20 protein-coding genes are annotated in these 22023 nt (G+C 74.3%); 13 read left to right on the top strand and 7 right to left on the bottom strand.

The window, feature by feature from the left end:
* Positions 1–20 precede the first annotated feature (20 nt).
* The 6 genes from IH25_RS0108510 (at position 21) to IH25_RS0108485 (ending at position 4975) form a co-directional block, all read left to right on the top strand.
* Positions 21–371 carry a hypothetical protein gene (locus IH25_RS0108510; RefSeq protein ID WP_030605548.1) on the top strand — a complete coding sequence of 117 codons (351 nt, stop codon included), beginning with the start codon at positions 21–23 and terminating at the stop codon, positions 369–371.
* Positions 372–403: 32 nt separating this feature from the next.
* The gene (locus IH25_RS0108505; RefSeq protein ID WP_030605545.1) at positions 404–1636 is read left to right on the top strand and encodes an NAD(P)/FAD-dependent oxidoreductase; all 1233 of its coding nucleotides are present in this window, start codon (positions 404–406) and stop codon (positions 1634–1636) included.
* Positions 1637–1744: 108 nt separating this feature from the next.
* On the top strand, positions 1745–2110 hold the full coding sequence (locus IH25_RS0108500) for an Rv2175c family DNA-binding protein (protein ID WP_030605544.1): 366 nt from the start codon (positions 1745–1747) through the stop codon (positions 2108–2110).
* A 148-nt stretch (positions 2111–2258) separates the two neighbouring features.
* Positions 2259–2906 (top strand): thiamine phosphate synthase, encoded by a 648-nt coding sequence (gene thiE / locus IH25_RS0108495; RefSeq protein WP_030605540.1) that lies wholly within the window; start codon positions 2259–2261, stop codon positions 2904–2906.
* A 125-nt stretch (positions 2907–3031) separates the two neighbouring features.
* The gene (gene metF, locus IH25_RS0108490) at positions 3032–3955 is read left to right on the top strand and encodes a methylenetetrahydrofolate reductase [NAD(P)H] (RefSeq protein ID WP_030605538.1); all 924 of its coding nucleotides are present in this window, start codon (positions 3032–3034) and stop codon (positions 3953–3955) included.
* A gap of 72 nt (positions 3956–4027) precedes the next feature.
* Positions 4028–4975, top strand: coding sequence for a membrane protein (locus tag IH25_RS0108485; RefSeq protein ID WP_030605535.1), 948 nt, complete (start codon positions 4028–4030; stop codon positions 4973–4975).
* 16 nt (positions 4976–4991) lie between these two features.
* Here the strand turns inward: IH25_RS0108485 and IH25_RS0108480 are convergent, their stop codons facing one another.
* The 3 genes from IH25_RS0108480 to IH25_RS0108470 all read right to left on the bottom strand — a co-directional run bounded on the left by IH25_RS0108480 (position 4992) and on the right by IH25_RS0108470 (position 8205).
* A complete protein-coding gene (locus IH25_RS0108480) occupies positions 4992–6503 on the bottom strand; it encodes a phytoene desaturase family protein (RefSeq protein ID WP_030605533.1) in 1512 nt (503 codons plus the stop codon).
* Positions 6504–6561: 58 nt separating this feature from the next.
* Positions 6562–7164: a DUF4126 domain-containing protein gene (locus IH25_RS0108475; RefSeq protein WP_030605531.1), complete on the bottom strand. Its 603-nt coding sequence runs from the start codon at positions 7162–7164 to the stop codon at positions 6562–6564.
* A gap of 411 nt (positions 7165–7575) precedes the next feature.
* Entirely contained in the window at positions 7576–8205 is a 630-nt protein-coding gene (locus IH25_RS0108470; RefSeq protein WP_030605529.1) for a TetR/AcrR family transcriptional regulator, read from the bottom strand.
* A 153-nt stretch (positions 8206–8358) separates the two neighbouring features.
* Between IH25_RS0108470 and IH25_RS0108465 the strand changes: the two genes are divergently transcribed.
* From IH25_RS0108465 to IH25_RS0108455, 3 genes are all read left to right on the top strand, one after another.
* On the top strand, positions 8359–8946 hold the full coding sequence (locus IH25_RS0108465; RefSeq protein WP_030605527.1) for an SAV_6107 family HEPN domain-containing protein: 588 nt from the start codon (positions 8359–8361) through the stop codon (positions 8944–8946).
* 244 nt (positions 8947–9190) lie between these two features.
* Positions 9191–9961 (top strand): methyltransferase, encoded by a 771-nt coding sequence (locus tag IH25_RS0108460; RefSeq protein WP_030605524.1) that lies wholly within the window; start codon positions 9191–9193, stop codon positions 9959–9961.
* A gap of 303 nt (positions 9962–10264) precedes the next feature.
* Entirely contained in the window at positions 10265–10648 is a 384-nt protein-coding gene (locus tag IH25_RS0108455; RefSeq protein WP_030605522.1) for a DUF3040 domain-containing protein, read from the top strand.
* Between the two features lie 110 nt (positions 10649–10758).
* Here the strand turns inward: IH25_RS0108455 and IH25_RS0108450 are convergent, their stop codons facing one another.
* The 4 genes from IH25_RS0108450 to IH25_RS0108435 form a co-directional block, all read right to left on the bottom strand.
* Positions 10759–13140 carry a transglutaminase TgpA family protein gene (locus IH25_RS0108450; RefSeq protein WP_030605520.1) on the bottom strand — a complete coding sequence of 794 codons (2382 nt, stop codon included), beginning with the start codon at positions 13138–13140 and terminating at the stop codon, positions 10759–10761.
* Entirely contained in the window at positions 13137–14498 is a 1362-nt protein-coding gene (locus tag IH25_RS0108445) for a DUF58 domain-containing protein (protein WP_030605518.1), read from the bottom strand. The genes IH25_RS0108450 and IH25_RS0108445 overlap by 4 nt, the downstream gene beginning before the upstream one ends.
* Complete coding sequence (locus IH25_RS0108440; RefSeq protein WP_030605514.1) at positions 14498–15538, bottom strand: AAA family ATPase; 1041 nt, start codon at positions 15536–15538, stop codon at positions 14498–14500. The genes IH25_RS0108445 and IH25_RS0108440 overlap by 1 nt, the downstream gene beginning before the upstream one ends.
* 280 nt (positions 15539–15818) lie before the next feature.
* Positions 15819–16367: a beta-class carbonic anhydrase gene (locus IH25_RS0108435; RefSeq protein ID WP_030605512.1), complete on the bottom strand. Its 549-nt coding sequence runs from the start codon at positions 16365–16367 to the stop codon at positions 15819–15821.
* A gap of 350 nt (positions 16368–16717) precedes the next feature.
* Between IH25_RS0108435 and rsmH the strand changes: the two genes are divergently transcribed.
* The 4 genes from rsmH to IH25_RS0108415 all read left to right on the top strand — a co-directional run bounded on the left by rsmH (position 16718) and on the right by IH25_RS0108415 (position 22023).
* Complete coding sequence (gene rsmH / locus IH25_RS0108430; RefSeq protein ID WP_078844179.1) at positions 16718–17674, top strand: 16S rRNA (cytosine(1402)-N(4))-methyltransferase RsmH; 957 nt, start codon at positions 16718–16720, stop codon at positions 17672–17674.
* Between the two features lie 64 nt (positions 17675–17738).
* The gene (locus IH25_RS0108425) at positions 17739–18353 is read left to right on the top strand and encodes a membrane protein (protein WP_030605507.1); all 615 of its coding nucleotides are present in this window, start codon (positions 17739–17741) and stop codon (positions 18351–18353) included.
* Between the two features lie 5 nt (positions 18354–18358).
* Positions 18359–20323 carry a peptidoglycan D,D-transpeptidase FtsI family protein gene (locus IH25_RS0108420; protein WP_030605504.1) on the top strand — a complete coding sequence of 655 codons (1965 nt, stop codon included), beginning with the start codon at positions 18359–18361 and terminating at the stop codon, positions 20321–20323.
* Between the two features lie 179 nt (positions 20324–20502).
* Positions 20503–22023 carry a UDP-N-acetylmuramoyl-L-alanyl-D-glutamate--2,6-diaminopimelate ligase gene (locus IH25_RS0108415; RefSeq protein ID WP_030605503.1) on the top strand — a complete coding sequence of 507 codons (1521 nt, stop codon included), beginning with the start codon at positions 20503–20505 and terminating at the stop codon, positions 22021–22023.

Genomic DNA, 22023 nt, shown 5'->3' with positions numbered 1-22023 from the left:
CCGTAAGGGAGCCCCGTTCCATGGCCCGTTCGCTCGACGGACTCTTCTTCGCCCCCGTGTCGGACCAGGCCCCGGGGCAGGTGGGCACCCGCACCCGGTTCGCCTACCACGAGCAAGGCGGCGCGGTGTGGGCCGAGTACGCGGGCGGCGACGTGGTACGCGGCCATCTGGTCGGCACCCGCGAGGGGGACCGGCTGGACTTCCGGTACGTGCAGCTGAGGACCGACGGGACGACCGCCTCGGGGCACTGCGTGTCCACCGTCGAGGAGCTCGCGGACGGGCGGCTGCGGCTGGCGGAGACCTGGGAGTGGGAGTCCGCGCCGGGCTCCGGCACCAGTGTTGTGGAGCAGGTCACCGAGCACACGCGCTGACTGACGTTCCGTCATGTGTCTATGGTGATCGCGTGAGCGAGCAGACACCGCACGAGGGCACGGCACAGCGACGGCGCGTGGTCGTCGTCGGCGCGGGCATGGCCGGGGTACAGACCGCGGTCGCCCTGCGGGAACAGGGCTTCAAGGGCCCGGTGACCGTCATCGGCGCCGAACCGCACCAGCCGTACGACCGGCCGCCGCTGTCCAAGGCGGTGCTGCTGGGCACGGCCGAGGGCTCCGCCTTCGACGTGGACTTCGAGTCCCTCGGCGTCGAACTGCGGCTCGGCTGCGAGGTGCACGGCCTCAGGCCCGACGCGCGCGAGCTGGACACCGAGCACGGCGTCGTGCCCTACGACGTCCTCGTCCTGGCCACCGGCGCCGAACCGGTCACCCTGCCCGGCGCCGAGGGCGTGCCCGGCACGCATCTGCTGCGCACCCTGGACGACGCCGCCCGGCTGCGCCCCGTCCTCGCCCGGCAGCACGACATCGTGGTGGTCGGCGCCGGCTGGATCGGCGCCGAGTTCGCCACCGCCGCCCGCGAGGCCGGCTGCGCGGTCACCGTCGTGGAGGCCGCCGGCCGGCCGCTGGCCGGGGCCCTGCCCGCCGAGGTCGCCGCCCCGATGGCCGGCTGGTACGCCGACGCGGGCGTCACGCTGCGCACCCACGCGCGCGTGGACCGCGTCGAGCCCGGCGCGGTACTGCTCGCCGACGGCACCCGGCTGCCCGCGGGCGCCGTCGTCGTCGGCATCGGCGCCCGCCCCGCCACCGCCTGGCTGGCCGGCTCCGGCGTCGAGCTGGGCGCGCACGGCGAGGTCCTCGCCGACGACCGGCTGCGCACCTCGGTACCGGACGTGTACGCCGTCGGCGACTGCGCGTCCTTCCCCTCGGCCCGCTACGGCGAACGGCTCCTCGTCCACCACTGGGACAACGCCCTGCAGGGCCCGCGCACGGTCGCCGCGGACATCCTCGGCGAGGCCCCGGCGGTCTACGACCCGGTGCCCTACTTCTGGTCGGAGCAGTTCGGCCGGTTCGTGCAGTACGCCGGCCACCACGCGGCCGGCGACCGCATCGTGTGGCGCGGCGACCCGGCGGGCCCCTCCTGGACGGTGTGCTGGCTGTGCGAGGACCGCCTGGTGGCCCTGCTGGCCGTCGGCCGCCCCCGCGACCTGGCCCAGGGCCGCCGTCTGATCGAGGCGGGCCGGACCATGGACGCCGAGGCCCTGGCGGACCCCGCCCGGCCGCTGAAGAGCGCCACGGCGGCCTGACCGCGCCCCCGGGGCGCCCGGGTCCGGGGGCCCCACCAGCCACAACGCACCCGCGGACGGCCGACGACACATCGCGGCGGGACCGGCGGAGCGCCTACCCTAGGTGCCGTGACCGAGATTGACGCAAAGATCGATGCTCTCGTCCCCGACTGGCTCACCCTTCCCGACATCGCCGAGATGCTCGGCGTCGAGGTGACGCGCGTCCGGCAGCTGGTCAAGGAGGGCCAGCTCATCGCCGTACGCCGGGGGGAGAACAGGGCGCTGCACGTGCCCGCCGCCTTCATCGACGGGGACAAGGTGGTCAAGGGCCTGTCCGGGACCCTGACGCTGCTGCGGGACGACCACTTCACGGTCGAAGAGATGATCGAGTGGCTCTTCACCCCCGACGACACCCTGCCCGGCACCCCCGCGCAGGCCCTGCGCGAGAACCGCGGCACGGAGGTGAAGCGCCGCGCCCAGGCGCTCGCCGTCTGAGCCGACCCGCGGTACGAGGCTCGCGTCCGAGCCGACCCGCGGTACGAGAGGGTGTGCGGGCCGTCCGCCCGCACACCCGCCGCCGGGAGCCGCGCCGGCACACCACCGCCGTCACCACCAGGGACACCGACCACGGGGGGACCCACGCATGTCCGACACCGCCCGCGCCGCGCTCGCCGGCGCCCGCCTGTACCTCTGCACGGACGCCCGCAAGCGCCAGGGCGACCTGCCCGAGTTCCTCGACGCGGTGCTGGCCGGCGGCGTCGACATCGTGCAGCTGCGCGACAAGGGCATGGAGGCCGCCGAGGAACTCGAGCACCTCGAGGTCTTCGCCGACGCCTGCGCCCGGCACGGCAAGCTGCTCGCGGTCAACGACCGGGCCGACGTCGCCCACGCCGCCCGCGCCGGTGTGCTGCACCTCGGCCAGGGCGACCTGCCGGTGCCCGCCGCCCGCGCGATCCTCGGCGACGAGGTGCTGATCGGCCGCTCCACGCACGCCGAGGAGGAGGCCGCCGCCGCGGCCGTCCAGGCCGGCGTGGACTACTTCTGCACCGGCCCCTGCTGGCCCACCCCCACCAAGCCCGGCCGCCACGCCCCCGGCCTCGGCCTGGTCCGCCACACCGCGGCCCTCGGCACCGACCGCCCCTGGTTCGCCATCGGCGGCATCGATCTGGGCAACCTGGACGAGGTGCTGGACGCGGGGGCCCGCCGGGTGGTCGTGGTGCGCGCGATCACCGAGGCGGACGACCCCGGCGCGGCGGCGGCGGAGTTCGCCAAGCGGCTGCGGCAGGTCTAGCCGGCACCCCGCCGGCCGGCCCGTCGTCTCCGCAAATTGTCCAAGGGGTGGACAACGGCCCGACAATTCGGGCAAATTTCCGAGGCGTGGTTGGGGGACCGTCCGCCCCTGGCTAACCTGCCCGTATGGCCCTCGGAACCCCGTCCACCAGGACTGATCGCGCACGCACCGTGCGCGATATGCTCGCCAGCGGCAAGACGACGTACTCGTTCGAGTTCTCCGCGCCGAAGACTCCCAAGGGCGAGCGGAACTTGTGGAGCGCGCTCCGGCGGGTCGAGGCGGTCGCCCCCGACTTCGTCTCCGTGACCTATGGCGCCGGCGGCTCCACCCGCGCGGGCACGGTCAAGGAGACCCAGCAGATCGTCGCCGACACGACGCTGACCCCGGTCGCCCACCTCACCGCGGTCGACCACTCCATCGCCGAACTGCGCAACATCATCGGCCAGTACGCCGACGCCGGGATCCGCAACATGCTCGCCGTGCGCGGCGACCCGCCCGGCGACCCCATGGGCGACTGGGTCCCGCACCCCCGGGGCCTGACCTACGCCGCCGAACTCGTCCGGCTCATCAAGGAGTCGGGCGACTTCTGCGTGGGCGTCGCCGCGTTCCCCGAGATGCACCCGCGCTCCGTGGACTGGGACACCGACGTCGCGCACTTCGTGGACAAGTGCCGTGCGGGCGCCGACTACGCCATCACACAGATGTTCTTCCAGCCCGAGTCGTATCTGCGGCTGCGCGACCGCGTGGTGGCCGCGGGCTGTGACACCCCGGTGATCCCGGAGATCCTGCCGGTCACGAGCGTGAAGATGCTGGAACGGTTGCCGAAGCTCAGCAACGCCAGCTTCCCGGACGCCCTCAAAGAGCGGATCCTGGCGGCGAAGGACGATCCGGCGGCGGTACGCTCCATCGGTATCGAGTTCGCCACGGAGTTCTGCGCCCGGCTGCTGGCCGAGGGAGTGCCCGGACTGCACTTCATCACGCTGAACAACTCCACGGCGACCCTGGAGATCTACGAGAACCTGGGCCTGCACCACCCCCCGCGGGCCTAGACCGGCCGCACCGCGATAGGACACACTGCGTAGCGGTCACTGGCAGTAGCGGTCATTGGGAGAGGGGCGTACATGGGCTGGACGGTCCTCTACATCGCGTTCGGCGGCGTCGCGCTGTGGTTGCTGGGCGAGGTGCTGCTGCAATACAAGGCGCGGCTGCGCTGGCGGCTGCTGGCCTTCGCCGGTTTCGTCGGCGTCGTGATCGGTGTGCTGTTGCCCTCCGTGATCGTCATCGCGCTCGGCGCGATCGCCTTCGCGGTCGGCCAGACGTGCGTCACGCTGTCGTTCCGCCGCGGCTTCGCCTCCGGCTGGGCGGTCCGGCGGCCCGGCCCCCAGGCCGGTGGCGGCGGCAGCAAGCGGCGCCGGGGGCGCGCGGACCGCAAGGCCCCGCAGGACACCGCCCTCGCCGTCCCCGAGACCGCCCCCACGTTCCCCGGGAGCGGCCAGGACACGTACCTCACCGACCTGGAGGGCTACACCCCCGACCAGGTGAGCTACGGTCCCGCGCCGACATCCGGCGACTTCGACGACGACCGCGACGACGTCTTCACGCCCGCCGCGCCCCGCCCGGCCGAACCGGCCGCCGACGGGACCACCGCCCACGCCCCGCAGCCCGCCCCCGGGGACCCCGGCGGCTACGACCCCTACGGCGCCCCGGGCTACCCGGCCCCCGACCCGCAGGCCCCCGCCTACGGCTACTCCGGCTACGGCACCCAGGACTACGGCTACGACCCCTCCGGCGGCCGGCAGGAGTACGCCAACTACTCGGACCCCTACATCGGCAGCCGGCCCTACGCCGCCTACGACCAGGGCCCCGCCGAGCAGTACGGACAGCAGCCGGGCTACCCCCAGGACCCCTACGCCCCCGCCGGTTACCCCGAGACCCCGCCGGGCGGGGTGTGGGTGCCGCAGCAGCGCACCGACGACAGCCACGGCGGCCACGGCGGCGAACTCCCGCAGGAGCAGCCGTACCCGCGGCAGCCGGGCGGCGCCGGGTACGACGAGCAGTACCGCTTCTGAGCCGCCCGGCCCGCGCTCACTGCGAGCCGCGGAACCGCGGGCCCTCCACGATCAGCCCGGCCACCAGCGCACCCGACATCCCGGCGTGCGGCAGGCCGCCGCCCGGGTGGGACCAGCCGCCGACCCGGTACAGCCCCGGCAGCCGGGTGCTGTTCGCCGGGTGCAGGAAGCGGCCCCGGCCGGCCGCCAGCGCGGGCGCGGGCACGGCCCCCGCGCGGGCGCCCGTCTCCTCCTCGGCGGCACCCGGCGCCCGCACCTCATGCCACAGCAGCCGCTCGCGCAGCCCCGGTATCGCCCGCCCGGCGGCCTGAAGGAGCAGGTCCGTGTACCGGGCGACCGTGCGCTCGTCGTCCCAGGCGGCCCGCGCGGGCACCACGGCGGACAGCACCGCCGACTCGTGCCCGTCGTCGGGCCGCAGCGCGGGGTCGTCGGGGCGCAGCACCGTCACCGTCGGCATGGGCGGCTCGGCACCGCCCGGCGCGGCCAGGAAGTCCCACTCCCGCTCCGGGTCCGCCGGATGCACGACCGTGCGGTGCGCGGCACCGGGCTCCGGGGCGCCGCGCAGGGCGAGCAGCACGGTGAACCGGGCGGACGCCGCGGCCCCCGGGTCGGCCCGCACCTCCTCCTCGCCGTCCAGCGGATACTCCGTCAGCGCCCGCAGCCGCGCCGGATGGACGTCCGCCACGACATGGTCCGCCTCCGCGACCGGGCCCCCGGCCGGCTCCACTCCCGCCGCCCGGCCGTCCTTCTCCACGATCCGGGTGACCTCGGCGCCGAAGACGAACTCCACCCGCCGCTCCAGGCACCGTTCGTACACCGCGCGCGCCAGCTCCCGGATGCCCCCGCGCACATACCAGGTGCCGAAGGCGTGCTCCATGTACGGCAGCACCGCCGCGCTTGCCGGAGCGGTCCGGGGATCCAGGCCGTGGGCGAGCGCGTGACTGTTCAGGAGGGCCGCCAGGCGCTCGTCCCGCAGCTCCCAGGCGCCGATCTCGGCCAGGGTCGCGGCCCGCCGCGTGCGCAGCAGCCGCTTGTGCGGCACCGCCGGATACGGCTCCTTCTCGGCCAGCACCTGCCAGTTCGGCCACAGCGGCTCCTCCAGCAGCGGCCGGCGGGTACGGTCCCAGGCCTCCCGGGCCCGCACCAGGAAGTCACCCCAGCGCTCGCCCGCGCCCGCGCCCAGCGCCTCGTCCAGCGCCGCCACGACCCCCGCGCGCGTGGCGTTGGGCAGCGACACCTCGCCGCCGTCCGCGAAGACGTGCCGCGACGACGGGTCGACCTGGACCAGCTCGACGCGGTCCTCCAGCGGTGCCTTGCCGGTCTTGACGAACAGATCGCGGTACACCGCGGGCAGCGTGAGCAGTCCCGGGCCCGTGTCGAAGCCGAAGCCGTCCCGCTCGAACCGGCGCACCGCGCCGCCGTACGTCTCCGTACGTTCGTACACCACCACCCGGTGGCCCGCGACGGCCAGCCGGGCGGCGGCCGCCATCGCGCCCATCCCGGCGCCGATCACCGCAATCCGTGCCATGACCGCGACTTTATCTACCGCCACTGACAATCCGGTCGCCGGGCGGCCCCGGCGCAGGTCAGCGGGGTCGTGCGGCGGGCCGCCGCGCCTCGCGCCGACGGGCCCGGCGGCGCAGGAAGCGCCGGATGCGCGAGAACAGGAACACCAGCGCCAGCAGCCCGCCGGCCAGCAGGACGCCCGCGACGACCGCCGCCGCCACGGGATGGAACATTGCGAACGCGAGCACGCCCCCGGCCCCGAGGTCCTCGGCCACGCTCAGCACGATGTTGCTGAACGGCTCGGGCGAGGCGTTGACCGCCATCCGCGTCCCGGCCTTGACGGCATGGCTGGCCAGCGCCGTGGAACCGCCGAGCAGCCCGGCCGCGACATCCGACAGCGAGCCGCTCTGCCCGGCGAGCAGCGCGCCCACCCAGGCGCCGGCGAGCGGACGGACCACCGTGTGCACGGAGTCCCACAGCGAGTCCACGTACGGGATCTTGTCGGCGACGGCCTCGCACAGGAACAGCACGCCCGCGACGATCAGCACCTCCGGGCGCTGCAAGGTCCCCGGCACGTCGTCGCCGATCCCCGTCACGCCGAACAGGCCGAGCAGCAGCACCACCGCGTAGGCGTTGACACCGCTGGCCCAGCCACTGGTGAACACCAGGGGAAGAACGGACACGGAGGCGATCGTAGCCACCCCGCGGGCGGTCGGCCTGGGCACGCGCGCGGAGGGCTGAGTACAGGTACTCAGACCGCCAGATGAGTACCCGCGCGGATGGGGCCCCGGCCGCCTGGACGGGAGAGTGGAGCCACGGCAGGGGGACCGGCCCGCACCGCCGGCACGGGGCGGCGGAACGGCACCCGGTCACCGGCCGCTCCTTCCGTCGATCCGTCGGCGGAAGCGAGACGGGGGGCCTCGGGGGACGACCGCCACGGGGGTCCGCACAGGGGGAACCCGTACGGGGGAGTACGGGAGGAAGTACGGGGGATCACGGGGGAAACGGGCAGGCGCCGGACCGGAAACGGACCGGCGCCTGCCTTGTGTACCCGGGTCTGCGGACCTTCGCGGATCCCCTCGCGGCCGACCGCCTCAGATCCGGCCGCTGACCCGCCCCTGGAGAAGCCGGGACAGGGCCGCGTGGACGTCGTCCAGGGAGCGCTCCGGCTGGAAGGACTTCCAGTCGAGCGCGGCCACCAGCACCATGCCGACCAGCGCCGCCGCCGTCAGCTGCACGTCGATCTCGTCGCTGAACTCGCCGGCCGCCACGCCCTCGCGCAGCACCCCCTCCACCACCGCCACGGCCTCCTGCCGCACCACCATCAAGGTGGACTGCCAGGCCCGGTTGGTGCGCCACAGCTCGGCGACGTACAGCTGGGTGAAGGCCGGGTAGCGGTCGATGAAGACCAGGCCCGCGCGGATCATCGCGTCCAGCGCGTCCACCTTGCCGCCCCCGGCGCGTGCCGTGCCCTCGGCCGCCTCCTTCAGGGACGCGGTGAGCAGGCCGACGCCGTGCCGCAGCAGCTCCTCGAAGAGGACGGACTTGCTGGCGAAGTTGTAGTAGACGGTGCCCTTGGCGACCCCGGCCCGCTCGGCGATCTCGTCCACCGTGGTCGCGGAGAAGCCCTGCTCGGCGATGAGCGTGACGGCAGCCTCGTACAGCTTCTGCCGGGTGGCCTCGCGGCGCGTGCTCCCGCCGGCCCTGGCGCTGGTGCTTTCCATGGCCCCGATTCTCACAGGTGGCCCCGGTCCCGATGGCCGCGCCCGTCCCCGAGGCCCTGGTGAAAGCCCAGCTCAGAACGGATTGTCAGTGGCATACCTCACGATGGGCACATACGGCATGCGTGCCGTCACCCAGACGACAGGAGGTTCGTCATGGCCCACTCGTCCGCAGCCGCCGCCCGCCGGCGCCGCGCCACCGGCCCTGCCCCCTCACTGACCGGCCCCGCGAGCGACGTACACCCCGTGCTCCGCCGGGCCACGGCCCCGCCCGCCGCGCTCGACCTGCTCGCCAAGGCCCGCGCCGGACTGGAGGAGGCCGCGTTGCTCGAGACACCGAACGAGCGTTACGCCACGGCCCACCTCGCCGCCCTGCGCACCGCCGCCGCCGTGCTCGCCGCGCGCGGCCGGCCCGAGACCTCCGCGCGCCGCCGGGCCCGCATCCGCAGCGCCTGGGAGGTGCTGCCGGAGATAGCCCCGGAGCTGACCGAGTGGAGCGCGCTGTTCGCCTCCGGCGCCGCGCGCCGCGCCCGCGCCGAGGCGGGCATCCGGGGCGCGGCCGGCCGCCGGGACGCCGACGACCTGATACGCGACGTGGCGATGTTCCTGCGCCTCGTGGAGCGGATGCTCGCCCTCCAGCCGGTCCTGCCCCAGCCCCGCCGGGACACCGACGCCCCGCAAGCGCCGGACGCCTCGGCCCCCGACGCCCCGCACCCGCACGGCCCGCTCCCGGACGCGGGCTGACCACGCACCGCAAGCTCCGGACACCCCGCCGGCACGGCACCGGCCGGTCCGCCGGCGCCGGTGGCCGGGAGAACAGGGGCCGTGCGCCGGCCACGACGCGCCGACCGCCCGCCGGTCCGGCGTACCGAGGCGGACCCGGGCGCCACGCACGGGGGCGGCGCCGACGCGATGACCTGCTGCGGCGCCGGAGGCAATAGGGTGGAGTCGCCTGAAGTCCTTCAGCCCCGCCGAGGAGTCAACTGCCGTGTCGGACCCGTCGCGCCCCCGCGCCTCCCTGCGTACCGCCGTGGTCTGGGACGTCCTGCAGGACGCTCTCGACCGCCGGGTCAAGGCCACGGGCCGGGACTCGCTGGACGTCCTCGACACCGGGGGCGGCAGCGGGAACTTCGCCGTGCCCGTCGCCCGCCTCGGCCACCGCGTCACCGTGGTCGACCCCAGTCCCAACGCCCTGTTCGCCCTGGAGCGCCGCGCCGCCGAGGCCGGTGTCGCCGACCGGGTCCGGGGCGTACAGGGCGACGCGCACGGCCTGTTCGACGTGGTCGAGCCCGGCGGCTACGACGCCGTCCTGTGCCACGGCGTCCTGGAGTACGTGGACGACCCGGCCGAGGGCGTCCGCAACGCGGTCGCCGCGCTGCGCCCCGAGGGTGTCCTCAGCCTGCTCGCCGCCGGTCTCGGCGGCGCCGTGCTCGCCCGCGCCCTCGCCGGCCACTTCACCGAGGCCCACCAGGCGCTCCAGGACCCCGACGGCCGCTGGGGCAGCGGCGACCCGATGCCCCGCCGGTTCACCGCCGAGCAGCTCACCGCGCTGGTCGAGGGCGCCGGCCTGCGGGTCGGCGCGGTGCACGGCGTGCGGGTCTTCGCCGACCTGGTGCCCGGCGTCCTGGTGGACACCGAGCCCGGTGCCGTGGACGCGCTGCTCAGGCTGGAGGCCGCGGCGGCCGAACTGCCCGCGTTCCACTCCGTCGCCACCCAGCTCCACGTGCTCGGCGAGACGTCCGCCACCGCCGGGGGCTGAGCGCCATGGGGGCCCGGTGTGCCCTGAGTGCACCATCGGGAACAGGCGCTGATCAGCGCCTCGGCCGCGGATGGAGTACGCCACAGGCCCCCCGATCGAGCGGTTTGCGCCGTATGATCGAGGTACACCGCTCGGCATGACGAGACGGCCGCCGGGGAATGCAAGCCTCAGCGAGCCGGACGGCCATGACGGAATCCGGTTGGCCAATTGGCGTAGAGGGGCGGGTTTCACGGGGGCGATTCCCTGCCTATCCTGAAGGGACCCCCCGGGTCGCCCCGGCGACTGCACGATGAGGAGGACTCCGTGCCGCTCTCGGAGCACGAGCAGCGCATGCTCGAGCAGATGGAGCGAGCGCTGTACGCCGAAGATCCCAAGTTCGCGTCGGCGCTTGAGGGAAACGGGCTGCGGACGTACACCCGTCGGCGGGTCTACCAGGCGGTCGCGGGCTTTCTCGTCGGTATCGCGCTCCTCATGACCGGAATGGTCATGCAGCTCATCTGGGTCAGCGTGGTGGGTTTCCTCGTCATGCTGGGCTGCGCCGTGCTGGCCGTCACCGGCTGGCGCAAGGCCCCCAAGCCGGGCGAGCGGCCACCGGGCATCGCCCGTGGGCAGGTGCGGCCCAGACGCTCCATGATGGACCGCATCGAGGAGCGCTGGCAGCGCCGCCGGGACGAACAGGGACGCTGACCGCCGGACACACGTGAGGGGCGGCCACCGGAAGGTGGCCGCCCCTCAGCCGTGCTCCTCAGCCGTGCTCCTCAGCCGTGCTCCTCAGCCGTGTTCCTCGGAGGCGTCCCTCAGCCGTGCTGCCGGGAGGGCCGGCGCAGGGCCGGCCGGGCCGCCGCGGCCCGGGCCCGCAGCGCCGACCAGCGGGCCGACACCGCCCACCACACCCGCACCGACGAACGGGGCAGGAACAGCGCCCGCAGCCGGATCCCGGCGCCCCCCACGGAGCGCAGGCCCTCGATCGCCTCGCGCACGTCCCGCGCCGTGCCCGCCGCCGGACGCGGCCGGGGCGCGTACAGCACCTGTTCCACCGCGTCCGCCACCCGGTGCACCGCGGCCCCGGCCGCCGGATCCAGCCGCCCGAGCCGCACGATCCGGTCGGCGGCCTTGCGCGGGGTCAGCGACTCGTCCGGGGCAATGCCGTGGTCCCAGGCGCTGTCCGTCAGCTCCTGCCAGGCGGCCAGGGTGTGCGCCGCCGCGCCCTGCGGGGTCCGGTCGTGCCCGCCCAGCCGCAGCGCGCGCCTGCGCCGCCGCCACAGCAGGGGCGTCAGCGGCACCACCAGGACCAGCAGCGCGCCCACCCCGATCAGCGGCCACACCCACCGGTCGGTGCCGTCGTGGTCGTGGTGCGAGGCCACCGCCGTGGACGGGCTGTCGCAGGGCTTGAGCCGGCGCGGCCCCGCGGCGCAGCTCTCGCTCGGCGAGGCCGCCGCCGAGGGCGCCGAGGACGCGCGCCGGGACGGCAGCGCCTCGTCCGGCAGCGAGCTGCCGGGAGTGTCCGACTGGGTGTACGACGGCGTGGTGCCCCGGGTCGGCGTGGGCTCGAAACGGGTCCAGCCCACGCCCTCGAAGTACAGCTCGGGCCAGGCGTGCGCGTCCCGCTGGTTCACCACGACCGTGCCGTCGGACTGCGGACTGCCCGGCGCGAAGCCCACCGCGACCCGGGCCGGGATGCCGAGTGTGCGGGCCATCGCCGCCATCGCGAAGGAGAAGTGGACGCAGAAGCCCTCCTTCTGCTCCAGGAAGTTCGCGATGGCGCGCGGACCCTGGCCGACCTCCACCTGGGTGTCGTACTGGAAGCCCCCCGTGACGGCGAAGTAGTCCTGGAGCTTGACGGCCTCCTCGTAGTGGCTGTCCGAACCCGCGGTGATCTCCTTGGCGGTGCGGGCCACCACCTTCGGCAGCGAGGACGGCACCTTCGTGTACTGGTCCCACAGGGCGGCCGGCGGTGGCGGCGCGGCGGCCAGCTGCTCCGCGGTCGGCTCCACGTCCAGGCTGGTGACCTCGTAGCGCTCGCCCCGCGTGGTCTGGCCGTGATCGCCGGTCAGGGTCATCCCGACCGGCTCGTACCGCCACCGGCCGCTGACCCGCACCCGGCTCGGCGGATAGGGCATCGGCAGCGACTCCTGGGCGTAGGTGTCCGCCGCGGTGATCGTCGTCCGGATCGTGTCCCGCCGGACGTCCTCGTCCAGACCGGCCGGCAGGGGCAGCCGGTCCGGCACGCCGACGTAATCGCGCCGGGCCGACGTCCAGGTCGTGCCGTCGAACTCGTCCAGCGAGACGATCCGCAGATACAGGTCGGAGAGATCGTTGGTGCTGGTCCGCAGGGACAGCACCTGGCGGGCGTCCTCGCTGTTCAGGTTGTCGTGCAGCGCCACCAGCGGGTCGACCGCCGAGACCCGGCCCCCGCCGCCGCCCACGCCCATGCCCGTGCGGGCGCTCTCCAGCAGGCCGCCGGGCAGCGAGGGCAGCGCCAGCGGCAGGACCAGGGCCACGCCGAGTGCGGCCGCGCCGATCCGGCGGCCGGTGCGCACCGGCGCCAGGGGCCCCGCCGCCGGGGCGCCCGGCAGCCGGGGCGCGCCGCCGAAGACCCGGCCCCACTGGGCGAGCCGGTCCCGGCCCTCGGCGAGCAGCAGCATCAGATAACCGGCCGCCGCCACCAGGAACCACAGCCAGTCGGCGCCGCCGTCGGACAGCCCCGCGGCCACCGAGTACAGCGCGAGCAGCGGCAGCCCGGCCGGGGCCGCGCTGCGGAAGGTCACCGCGAGCGTGTCCACCAGCAGCCCGACCAGCAGCACACCGCCGATCAGCATCAGCCGGATGCCGTCGGTGACCGGCGCCGGTATCGCGTACCGGCTGATGTCGTCCGTGCCCTGGCGCAGCAGCTCGGCGAAGTACCGGACGGTGTCCGGGCCCGGGATCAGCCCGGCGATCGCGTGCTGCCGGGCGCACACCAGGGTCAGCAGCACCACGGTGACCAGGAGCTGGGCCACCAGCGTCAGCGTCCGGCCCAGCGGGATCCGCCGGGCCGCCGCGCCCACCCCCGTCTGCACGGCCACCAGCGGCACCAGCTGCAGCAGCCAGGTCGGCGTGGAGACCAGCGGCAGCAGCGCGCAGGAGGCCATCAGCGTGGCCGCCGCCGCACACAGCGCCAGTCGTGCCCGTCCGCTCATCCCCGAGCCTCCCCGCTCAGCGACGCCAGGCCCGAGCGCTCCCGGTCCGCCTGCCGCCACAGGTCCTCCACCGAGGCGCCGCGCGGCACGCTCAGCACCGTCCAGCCCGCCTCGCGCAGCACCCGCAGCCGCTCCTCGTGCCGGTCGCCGGCCCGGGGCACGTCGGTCGCCTCCCGCGTCCAGACGTCGGGGTCCAGCACGAAGGCGACGGCGCCGCCGCTGCGCCGGCTCATCTTGGCGACCGTGCCGGCCTGCTCCTCGTCCAGGTCGCCGAGGAAGGCGACCAGCAGCCCCTCGTTCCCGGCGCGCAGCACGTCGTAGGCGCGGGACAGGCCGGTGCCGTCGGAGTAGTCGATCACCGCGAGGGTGTCCAGCAGCAGCCCGGCCGTCTCCGCCGTCTCCTGGCCGGTGCCCGCGAAGCCGTCGCCGCCCTCGCCGGGCACCGTGCTGCCGCCGTCGGTCAGCAGCCGCACCGAGAAGCCGCGCTCCAGCATGTGCGCCAGCACCGAGGCGGTGGCGGAGACGGCCCACTCGAAGGCCGAGTCCGGGCCCGCGCCCTCGTAGGCACCGCCGCGGGTGTCCAGCAGCACGGTGCACCGGGAGCGCCGGGGCTGCTCCTCGCGGCGCACCATCAGCTCGCCGTAGCGCGCGGTGGAGCGCCAGTGCACCCGGCGCAGGTCGTCGCCGTAGCGGTAGCCGCGCGGGATGACGTCGTCCTCGCCCGCGAGGGCCGGCGAGCGCTGCCGTCCGTCGCCGTACCCCTTGGCCTCGCCGGCGAAGCGGACCGGGGGCAGCGGGGTCACGCGCGGGATGACCGTCAGCATGTCCTGCGTCGCGAAGGAGCGGGTCAGTTCGCACATCCCGAAGGGGTCCGTCAGCCGCAGCTGGAGCGGGCCCAGCGGATAGCGGCCGCGCAGATCGGAGCGGACCCGGTAGGACACCTCGCGGTGGCCGCCCGGCTCCATCCGGTCCAGCACGAACCGGGGGCGCGGCCCGAGGACGTAGGGCACCCGGTCCTGGAGCATCAGCAGGCCGGTGGGCAGCCGGGAGACGTTGTCCATGCGCAGGTGCACCCGGGCCTCGGCGCCGGCCGGCACCCGCGCGGGGGCGAGCAGGCGGCTCGCGGCCACCCGGTGGCGGGTGCGGTACAGCACGGTGGCGCAGATCAGGGGCAGCACGGCGAGCAGCAGGCCGACCCGCAGCAGATCGCTGTGGCCCAGCACGAACGCGCAGACCGCGGCGGCGATCCCGGCCGCGAGGAAGGAACGGCCGCGGGTGGTCAGACCCGACAGGGCCGTGCGGACCCCGCCCGCCTGCCCGCGACCGGGCTCGGCCGGCCCGGTCCCCCCGGGGCTCATCACAGACTCCGCGGAGGCTGCTGCGGATAGGCCGGGACGGTCCGGCCGAGATCACCGAGTCCGCCCGGCCGGCCGGGGGCCGCGGGCACCGGGGTGCGCTGGAGGATCTCCAGCACGACCTGTTCGGCCGTGCGGCGGTTGAGCTGGGCCTGCGCGGTGGGCAGCAGACGGTGGGCGAGGACGGCGACGGCGAGGGCCTGCACGTCGTCCGGCAGCGCGTACTCCCGGCCGGCCAGGGCCGCGGTGGCCTTGGCCGCGCGCAGCAGGTGCAGCGTCGCGCGCGGGGAGGCGCCGAGTCTGAGGTCGGGGTGGGTGCGGGTGGCGGCGACCAGTTCGACCGCGTACCGCCGGACCGGCTCGGCCACGTGCACGCCGCGCACCGCCTCGACCAGCTTCACGATCTCGTGCGCGTGCGCCACCGGCTGGAGGTCCTCCAGGGGGCTGACCCCGCCGTGCACGTCGAGCATCCGCAGCTCGGACTCCACGCTCGGGTAGCCGACGGAGACGCGGGCCATGAAGCGGTCGCGCTGGGCCTCGGGCAGCGGATAGGTGCCCTCCATCTCCACCGGGTTCTGGGTGGCCACCACCATGAAGGGGCTGGGCAGTTCGTACGTCTGCCCGTCGATGGTGACCTGCCGCTCCTCCATGGACTCCAGCAACGCGGACTGGGTCTTGGGCGAGGCGCGGTTGATCTCGTCGCCGATCACTATCTGCGCGAAGATGGCGCCCGGCTTGAACTCGAAGTCCCGGCGCTGCTGGTCCCAGATCGACACGCCCGTGATGTCCGAGGGCAGCAGGTCCGGAGTGAACTGGATGCGCCGCACCGAGCAGTCGATGGACCGCGCCAGCGCCTTGGCGAGCATCGTCTTGCCCACTCCGGGGACGTCCTCGATCAGCAGATGCCCCTCGGCGAGCAGCACGGTCAGCGCGAGCCGTACGACCTCGGGCTTGCCCTCGATCACGCCCTCCACCGAACCGCGCACCCGTTCCACCGCGGCGGTCACATCTGTGAGGCTCGCTCGATCGTCATAGGTCGTCACCCGGCCCTCCTCGGCCCGTACTTTGCCGGGCCGACGCTGTCACTGCGCGACCGGCCCACCCCGAAACACGGACACCACGCGGAAAAGGTTCCGCATGGTGTCCCACTCCCGCATTCTCGCTGCCGTTACCGATTCGTGTCACCGCCTGTGGACAACTGCCCCCGGCGATGCCGGTCATACGACTTGTATGACCGCGTTCTCGACGTGATCGGCGCGGAGGGCGGGACGCGTCCCGGGGCGGCCGGCCGGTACGTTCCGGGGCCGGCCGGTCCGTTCCGGGTCAGGCCGGGTCGACCTCGCGCAGCAGACCGGTGCGCACGTCGAAGACGAAGCCCCGGACGTCGTCGGTGTGCAGCAGGAAGGGCGAGGTGCGCACCCGCTGCATGGACTGGCGCACGTCCTGGTCCACGTCCCGGAAGGACTCCACCGCCCAGGCCGGCCGCTGCCCGACCTCCATCTCCAGCTCGGAACGGAAGTCCTCGGTCAGGGACTCCAGGCCGCAGTTGGTGTGGTGGATCAGGACGACGCTGCGGGTGCCGAGCTTGCGCTGGCTGATGGTCAGCGACCGGATCACGTCGTCGGTGACCACACCGCCCGCGTTGCGGATGGTGTGACAGTCGCCGAGCTCCAGGCCCAGGGCCTCGTGCAGGTCGAGCCGGGCGTCCATGCAGGCGACCACGGCGACGTGCAGAACGGGGCGGGCGTCCATGCCCGGATCCTTGAATGCCTCGGCGTAGTGCCGGTTGGCCGCCAGGAGGCGGTCGGTCACATTGTCGCCGAGCTTTATGGCGCCTTCGGACCCAGTGTGCGCTGTTGCGGAAGTCGTCATACCCCGACGTTACTGGTCACGTACCGTTCCGGCCTGCTGTGAGAGGGGACAAAGAACGCCATCGTGGCTTGTTGTGAGCGAACCCACAGAGCGGGGGAACCGCCCCGAACGGGTGGACCGGCGCCGGTCCGGGTTCCCGCGGGGCCGCCGTGCGCGACGCGCAGGCCGGTTGATTGACCCGGGGACCGCGTGGACTAAAGTGACGCGAAAGCGGGAGACGAGTCTCTCCCCGCTGGTGAGACCCCCGGAGACCCCGGCACCGCCCGGACCCGTCTCCCCGCGCGCGCGGCGCGTACGTACGGCTCGGGGGACCGACGGTGCGTACGGCCCGCCGGAACTGAGAGGCCCCCTTGAGCCAGAGTCGACACGTCCCGGTGATGCTCCAGCGGTGCCTGGACCTGCTGGCGCCCGCCCTGGAGTGCCCCGGAGCCGTGGTCGTCGACTGCACCCTCGGCCTCGGCGGGCACAGCGAGGCGCTGCTGACCCGGTTCCCCGGCGCGCGGCTGATCGGCCTGGACCGGGACAAGGAGGCGCTGCGGCTGTCCGGCGAGCGGCTGGCGCCCTTCGGCGAGCGCGCGACCCTGGTGCACGCCGTGTACGACGAGCTGCCCGACGTCCTCGGCCGGCTCGGCATCCCGCGCGTGCGGGGCGTGCTGTTCGACCTCGGGGTCTCCTCCATGCAGCTCGACGAGGCCGGCCGTGGCTTCGCCTACGCGCAGGACGCGCCGCTGGACATGCGCATGGACCAGACGACCGGCATCAGCGCCGCCGAGGTCCTCAACACCTACCCGGCGGGCGAACTCGTGCGCATCCTGCGCGCGTACGGCGAGGAGAAGCAGGCCAAGCGGATCGTCGCCGCGATCGTGCGGGAGCGGGAGAAGGAGCCGTTCAGCACCAGCGCGCGGCTCGTGGAACTCATCCGGGACGCCCTGCCGCAGGCCGCCAAGCGCACCGGCGGCAACCCCGCCAAGCGCACCTTCCAGGCGCTGCGCATCGAGGTCAACGGCGAGCTGTCCGTGCTGGAGCGGGCGATCCCGGCGGCCGTGAAGGCCCTGGACGTCGGCGGGCGCATCGCCGTGCTGTCGTACCACTCGCTCGAAGACCGCCTCGTCAAGCACGTGTTCGCGGCCGGGGCGGCCTCCACCGCGCCGCCCGGGCTGCCGGTCGTGCCCGAGCGGTACCAGCCGCGGCTCAAGCTGCTCACCCGTGGTGCCGAACTTCCCACCGAGGAGGAGATCGCCGAGAACCGCCGGGCGGCGCCGGCCAGGCTGCGGGGTGCCGAGCGGATCAGGGAGGACGTGGAGTGAGCGAGACGGGTCGGAGGTTCTCCTTCGCGCACCGGGGGAGCGGCAACCTCGTACCGGGGGAGCGGTGAGCAGGAAACCCGAGCTGAAGGGGAGGGCCGCGCGGCTGGCCCGGCTCTTCCCGGCCGGCCGCGCCCAGGCGGCCCGCACCCCGTTCGTGCTCCTCGTCGTCGTGCTGCTCGGCGGCGGCCTCATCGGGCTGCTGGTGCTGAACTCCGCCCTCAGCGAAGGCTCGTTCGAACTCGCCGACCTGCGGAAGCGGACGAAGACGCTCACCGACGAGGAGCAGGCCCTCCAGCGGGACATCGACGCCTACTCGGCCCCCGACGCGCTCCAGCGGCGCGCCCGCGAACTCGGCATGGTCCCCGGCGGCGACCCCGCCTTCCTCGGCCCCGACGGCACCGTCAAGGGCGTCCCCAGCGCCGCCCCCGCACCGGCGGCCCTCTCCGCCCCCGGCACCGCGACCGTCCCCGGCCAGGCCGCCGCGCCCGGCACCGCGACCGCCCCCGGCACCGCGACTCTCTCCGGCCCGGGCACCGCCCCCGGCGCCCTGCTCCCGCCCGGCCCCCCGGCCACCGCCCCGGCCCCCACGACGGCCCCCACCGCCCCGCCGGCCGGCCCCGCGGCCCCGGCCGCCGTCCCCCCGTCCGTGTCCACCCCGATCCCGACCCCCGGCAGGTGACGGAAGTGTCCGACAGGCAACCGCCGCGCCGCCGTGTGCCCGGGCCCGCCAAGCCGCCGCGGCCCAGGGGGGCCGTCCGGCGGCAGCCCGGGCCCGGGGCGCGGCCCGCGCGCCGGCCCGGCGGGGCCCGGCCCATGCCGCCCGCCCCGCTCCGGCTCGGCAGCCCCCGGCCCCGGCTGCGCCTGGTCGGCCTCGCCCTGACGCTGGTGCTGCTCGTCTTCGTCGTCCGGCTGCTCCAGGTGCAGGCCGTCGACGCGAGCGCCTACGCGGCGCGGGCCGAGCAGAACCGGTACGTGGTGCACACCCTGGCCGCCGAGCGCGGCGGGATCACCGACCGCAACGGCGTCGCCCTCGCCGTCAGCGAGGACGCCTACGACATCACGGCCGACCCGACCATGTTCGGCGTCAAGCAGCTGAAGATCACCGACGGGCCGGAGCGGGCCGCCGCGCTGCTCGCCCCGATCCTCGGCCAGGACGAGGCCACCCTCGTCAAGAAGCTGCGGCCCGCGAACAAGAACTCCCGCTACACCCGTCTCGCCACCCGGCAGACCCCGCAGGTCTGGAAGCAGATCAAGGACCTGAAGGCCGCGCTCGCCCACAAGTCCGGCACCGACCGCACCACCGTCAACGTGCTGGCCGGCGTCTTCGCGGACCCCAGCAGCCAGCGCGTGTACCCCAACGGCGACCTGGCCGCCGGGATACTGGGCTGGGTCAACGCCGACGGCAAGGGCGGCGGCGGCATCGAGCAGCAGCTAGACAAGCAGCTCACCGGCAAGGACGGCAAGGTCCGCTACGCCCAGGCCGGCGGCCGCGAGGTGCCCACGGTCGGGTCGACGCAGACGCCCGCCGTGCCCGGCGCCGACGTCGAGCTGACCATCGACCGGGACATCCAGTGGGCCGCGCAGAACGCCATCACCGAACAGGTGGCGAAGTCCAGGGCGGACCGCGGTTACGTCATCGTCCAGGACACCCGCACCGGCCAGATCCTGGCCATGGCCAACTCGCCCGGCTTCGACCCCAACGACCTGTCGAAGGCCGACGGCGACGCCATGGGCAACGCCGCCCTCCAGGACGCCTACGAGCCCGGCTCCACCGCCAAGGTGATGGCGATGGCGGCCGTGCTGGAGCGGAACGTGGCCACCCCGCTCACCCACGTCGTCGTACCCAACCGGCTGCACCGCGGCGACCGGCTCTTCCAGGACGACATCGACCACCGCACCTGGTACCTCACGCTCAACGGCGTGCTCGCCAAGTCCAGCAACATCGGCACCATCCTGGCCACCGGCGAACTCGCCAAGAGCCAGTCCGAGGCCAACAAGGTCCTCTACTCCTACCTGCGCAAGTTCGGCATCGGCGGCTACACCGGGCTCGGCTTCCCGGGCGAGACCCCCGGCATCCTCGCGCCGCCGCAGAAGTGGTCCACCTCGCAGCAGTACACGATCCCTTTCGGCCAGGGTTTCTCCATCAACGCCATGCAGGCCGCCTCCGTGTACTCGACGATCGCCAACGGCGGCGTCCGCGTCGAGCCCACCCTGGTGCGCGGCACCAAGGGCGCCGACGGACGGTTCACCCCGGCCCCGCAGCCCAAGAAGACGCGGGTGGTCAGCGCCAAGACCGCCAAGGACCTCGCCCGGATGCTGGAGTCCGTGGTCGACGACGAGCAGGGCACCGGCATCAAGGCCCGCATCCCCGGGTACCGGGTGGCGGGCAAGACCGGCACGGCCAACCGAGTGGATCCGGCCACCGGCCGCTACCGCGGCTACACCTCCTCGTTCGCCGGTTTCGCCCCCGCCGACAACCCCAGGATCACCGTCTACTGCGCCATCCAGAACGCCACCTCCGGCAGCTATTTCGGCGGCCAGATCTGCGGTCCCATCTACAAGCAGGTGATGGAGTTCGCCCTCAAGACCCTCCAGGTGCCCCCCACCGGCGCGAAGCCCGCCAGCCTGCCCGTCGAGTACAAGCCCTGATCAGCACCCCCACTGGTCAGCACGGAAACACCAGGAACGAACCCGTGACAACGATCACCCCCGATCCCGGGAACCAAGGGCCCCACAGCCCCTCACTTAGCTCCGGAGCCGGTACGCCCGGTACGCTCACCGCCGTGCCACACGCTGATCAGTCCCAAACCACCCAGAAAGGCGCTTCCGTGACATACCCGGGACCGCCGCGACCGGTTCAGGTCTCCGCCACCCCCCTCGCGGAACTGGCCGATCAGCTGGGTACCGCCGCTCCCGACGCCGCCGCCGAGGTCACGGGCATCACCCACGACTCGCGCGCCGTCCGCCCCGGCGACCTGTACGCCGCCCTGCCGGGCGCCCGGCTGCACGGCGCCGACTTCGTCACCCAGGCCGCCGGCCTCGGCGCGGCCGCCGTGCTCACCGACGCCGACGGCGCCGAGCGCGCCGCCGCCACGGGCCTGCCCGTCCTGGTCGTGGACGACCCGCGCGGCCGGATGGGCGAGCTGGCGGCCCGGATCTACGGCCACCCCGGCCGCGATCTGCTCCAGATCGGCATCACCGGCACCTCCGGCAAGACCACCACCGCCTACCTGGTGGAGGGCGGCCTGCGGACCGCCCGCGCCACCGGGCTGGTCGGCACCGTCGAGACGCGCATCGGCGACGAGCGGATCAAGTCCGAGCGCACCACCCCCGAGGCCACCGACCTCCAGGCCCTGTTCGCGGTCATGCGCGAACGCGGCGTCGAGGCGGTCGCCATGGAGGTCTCCAGCCACGCCCTGGTCCTCGGCCGGGTCGACGGCTGCGTCTTCGACATCGCCGTCTTCACCAACCTCAGCCCGGAACACATGGAGTTCCACTCCGACATGGAGGACTACTTCCGGGCCAAGGCGCAGCTGTTCACCCCCGAGCGCAGCAGGCTCGGCGTGGTCAACGCCGACGACGAGTACGGCCGCCGGCTCGCCAAGGAGGCGACCGTCCCGGTCGTCACCTACTCCGCCGAGGGCCACCCCGACGCCGACTGGCGCGCCCAGGACGTCCAGATCGGCCCGATGGACTCGACGTTCACCGTGCTCGGCCCGGACGGCGAGCGGGTGCACGCCAGGTCGCCGATCGCCGGTCCCTTCAACGTGGCGAACACCCTCGCCGCCATCGTCGCCCTCGCCGCCGCCGGCCTCGACCCGCAGGCCGCCGCCGACGGCATCGCCGCCGTACCGGGCGTGCCGGGCCGCCTGGAGCGCGTCGACGCCGGGCAGCCCTACCTCGCGGTCGTCGACTACGCCCACAAGACGGACGCGGTCGAGTCGGTGCTCAGGGCGCTGCGCAAGGTCACCAAGGGCCGGCTGCACGTCGTCCTCGGCTGCGGCGGCGACCGCGACCGCACCAAGCGCGCCCCGATGGGCGCCGCCGCCGCCCGGCTCGCCGACACGGCCGTACTGACCTCCGACAACCCCCGTTCCGAGGACCCCCTCGCGATCCTCGCGACCATGCTCCAGGGCGCCGCCTCGGTGCCCGCGCACGAGCGCGGCGAGGTGCTCCTCTTCGAGGACCGGGCCGCCGCCGTCGCCGCCGCCGTGGGCCGTGCCCAGGCCGGCGACACGGTGCTGGTCGCGGGCAAGGGTCACGAGCAGGGCCAGGACATCGCCGGCGTGATCCGTCCCTTCGACGACCGCCAGGTGCTTCGCGAAGCTATCCAGAAGACCCAGGGATGA

Source organism: Streptomyces achromogenes subsp. achromogenes (assembly GCF_000720835.1).
In the GTDB taxonomy this organism is placed as follows: Bacteria; Actinomycetota; Actinomycetes; order Streptomycetales; family Streptomycetaceae; genus Streptomyces; species Streptomyces achromogenes.
The sequence above is the reverse complement of the archived record's forward strand: the minus strand, read 5'-3'. Positions and strand labels throughout refer to the sequence as shown.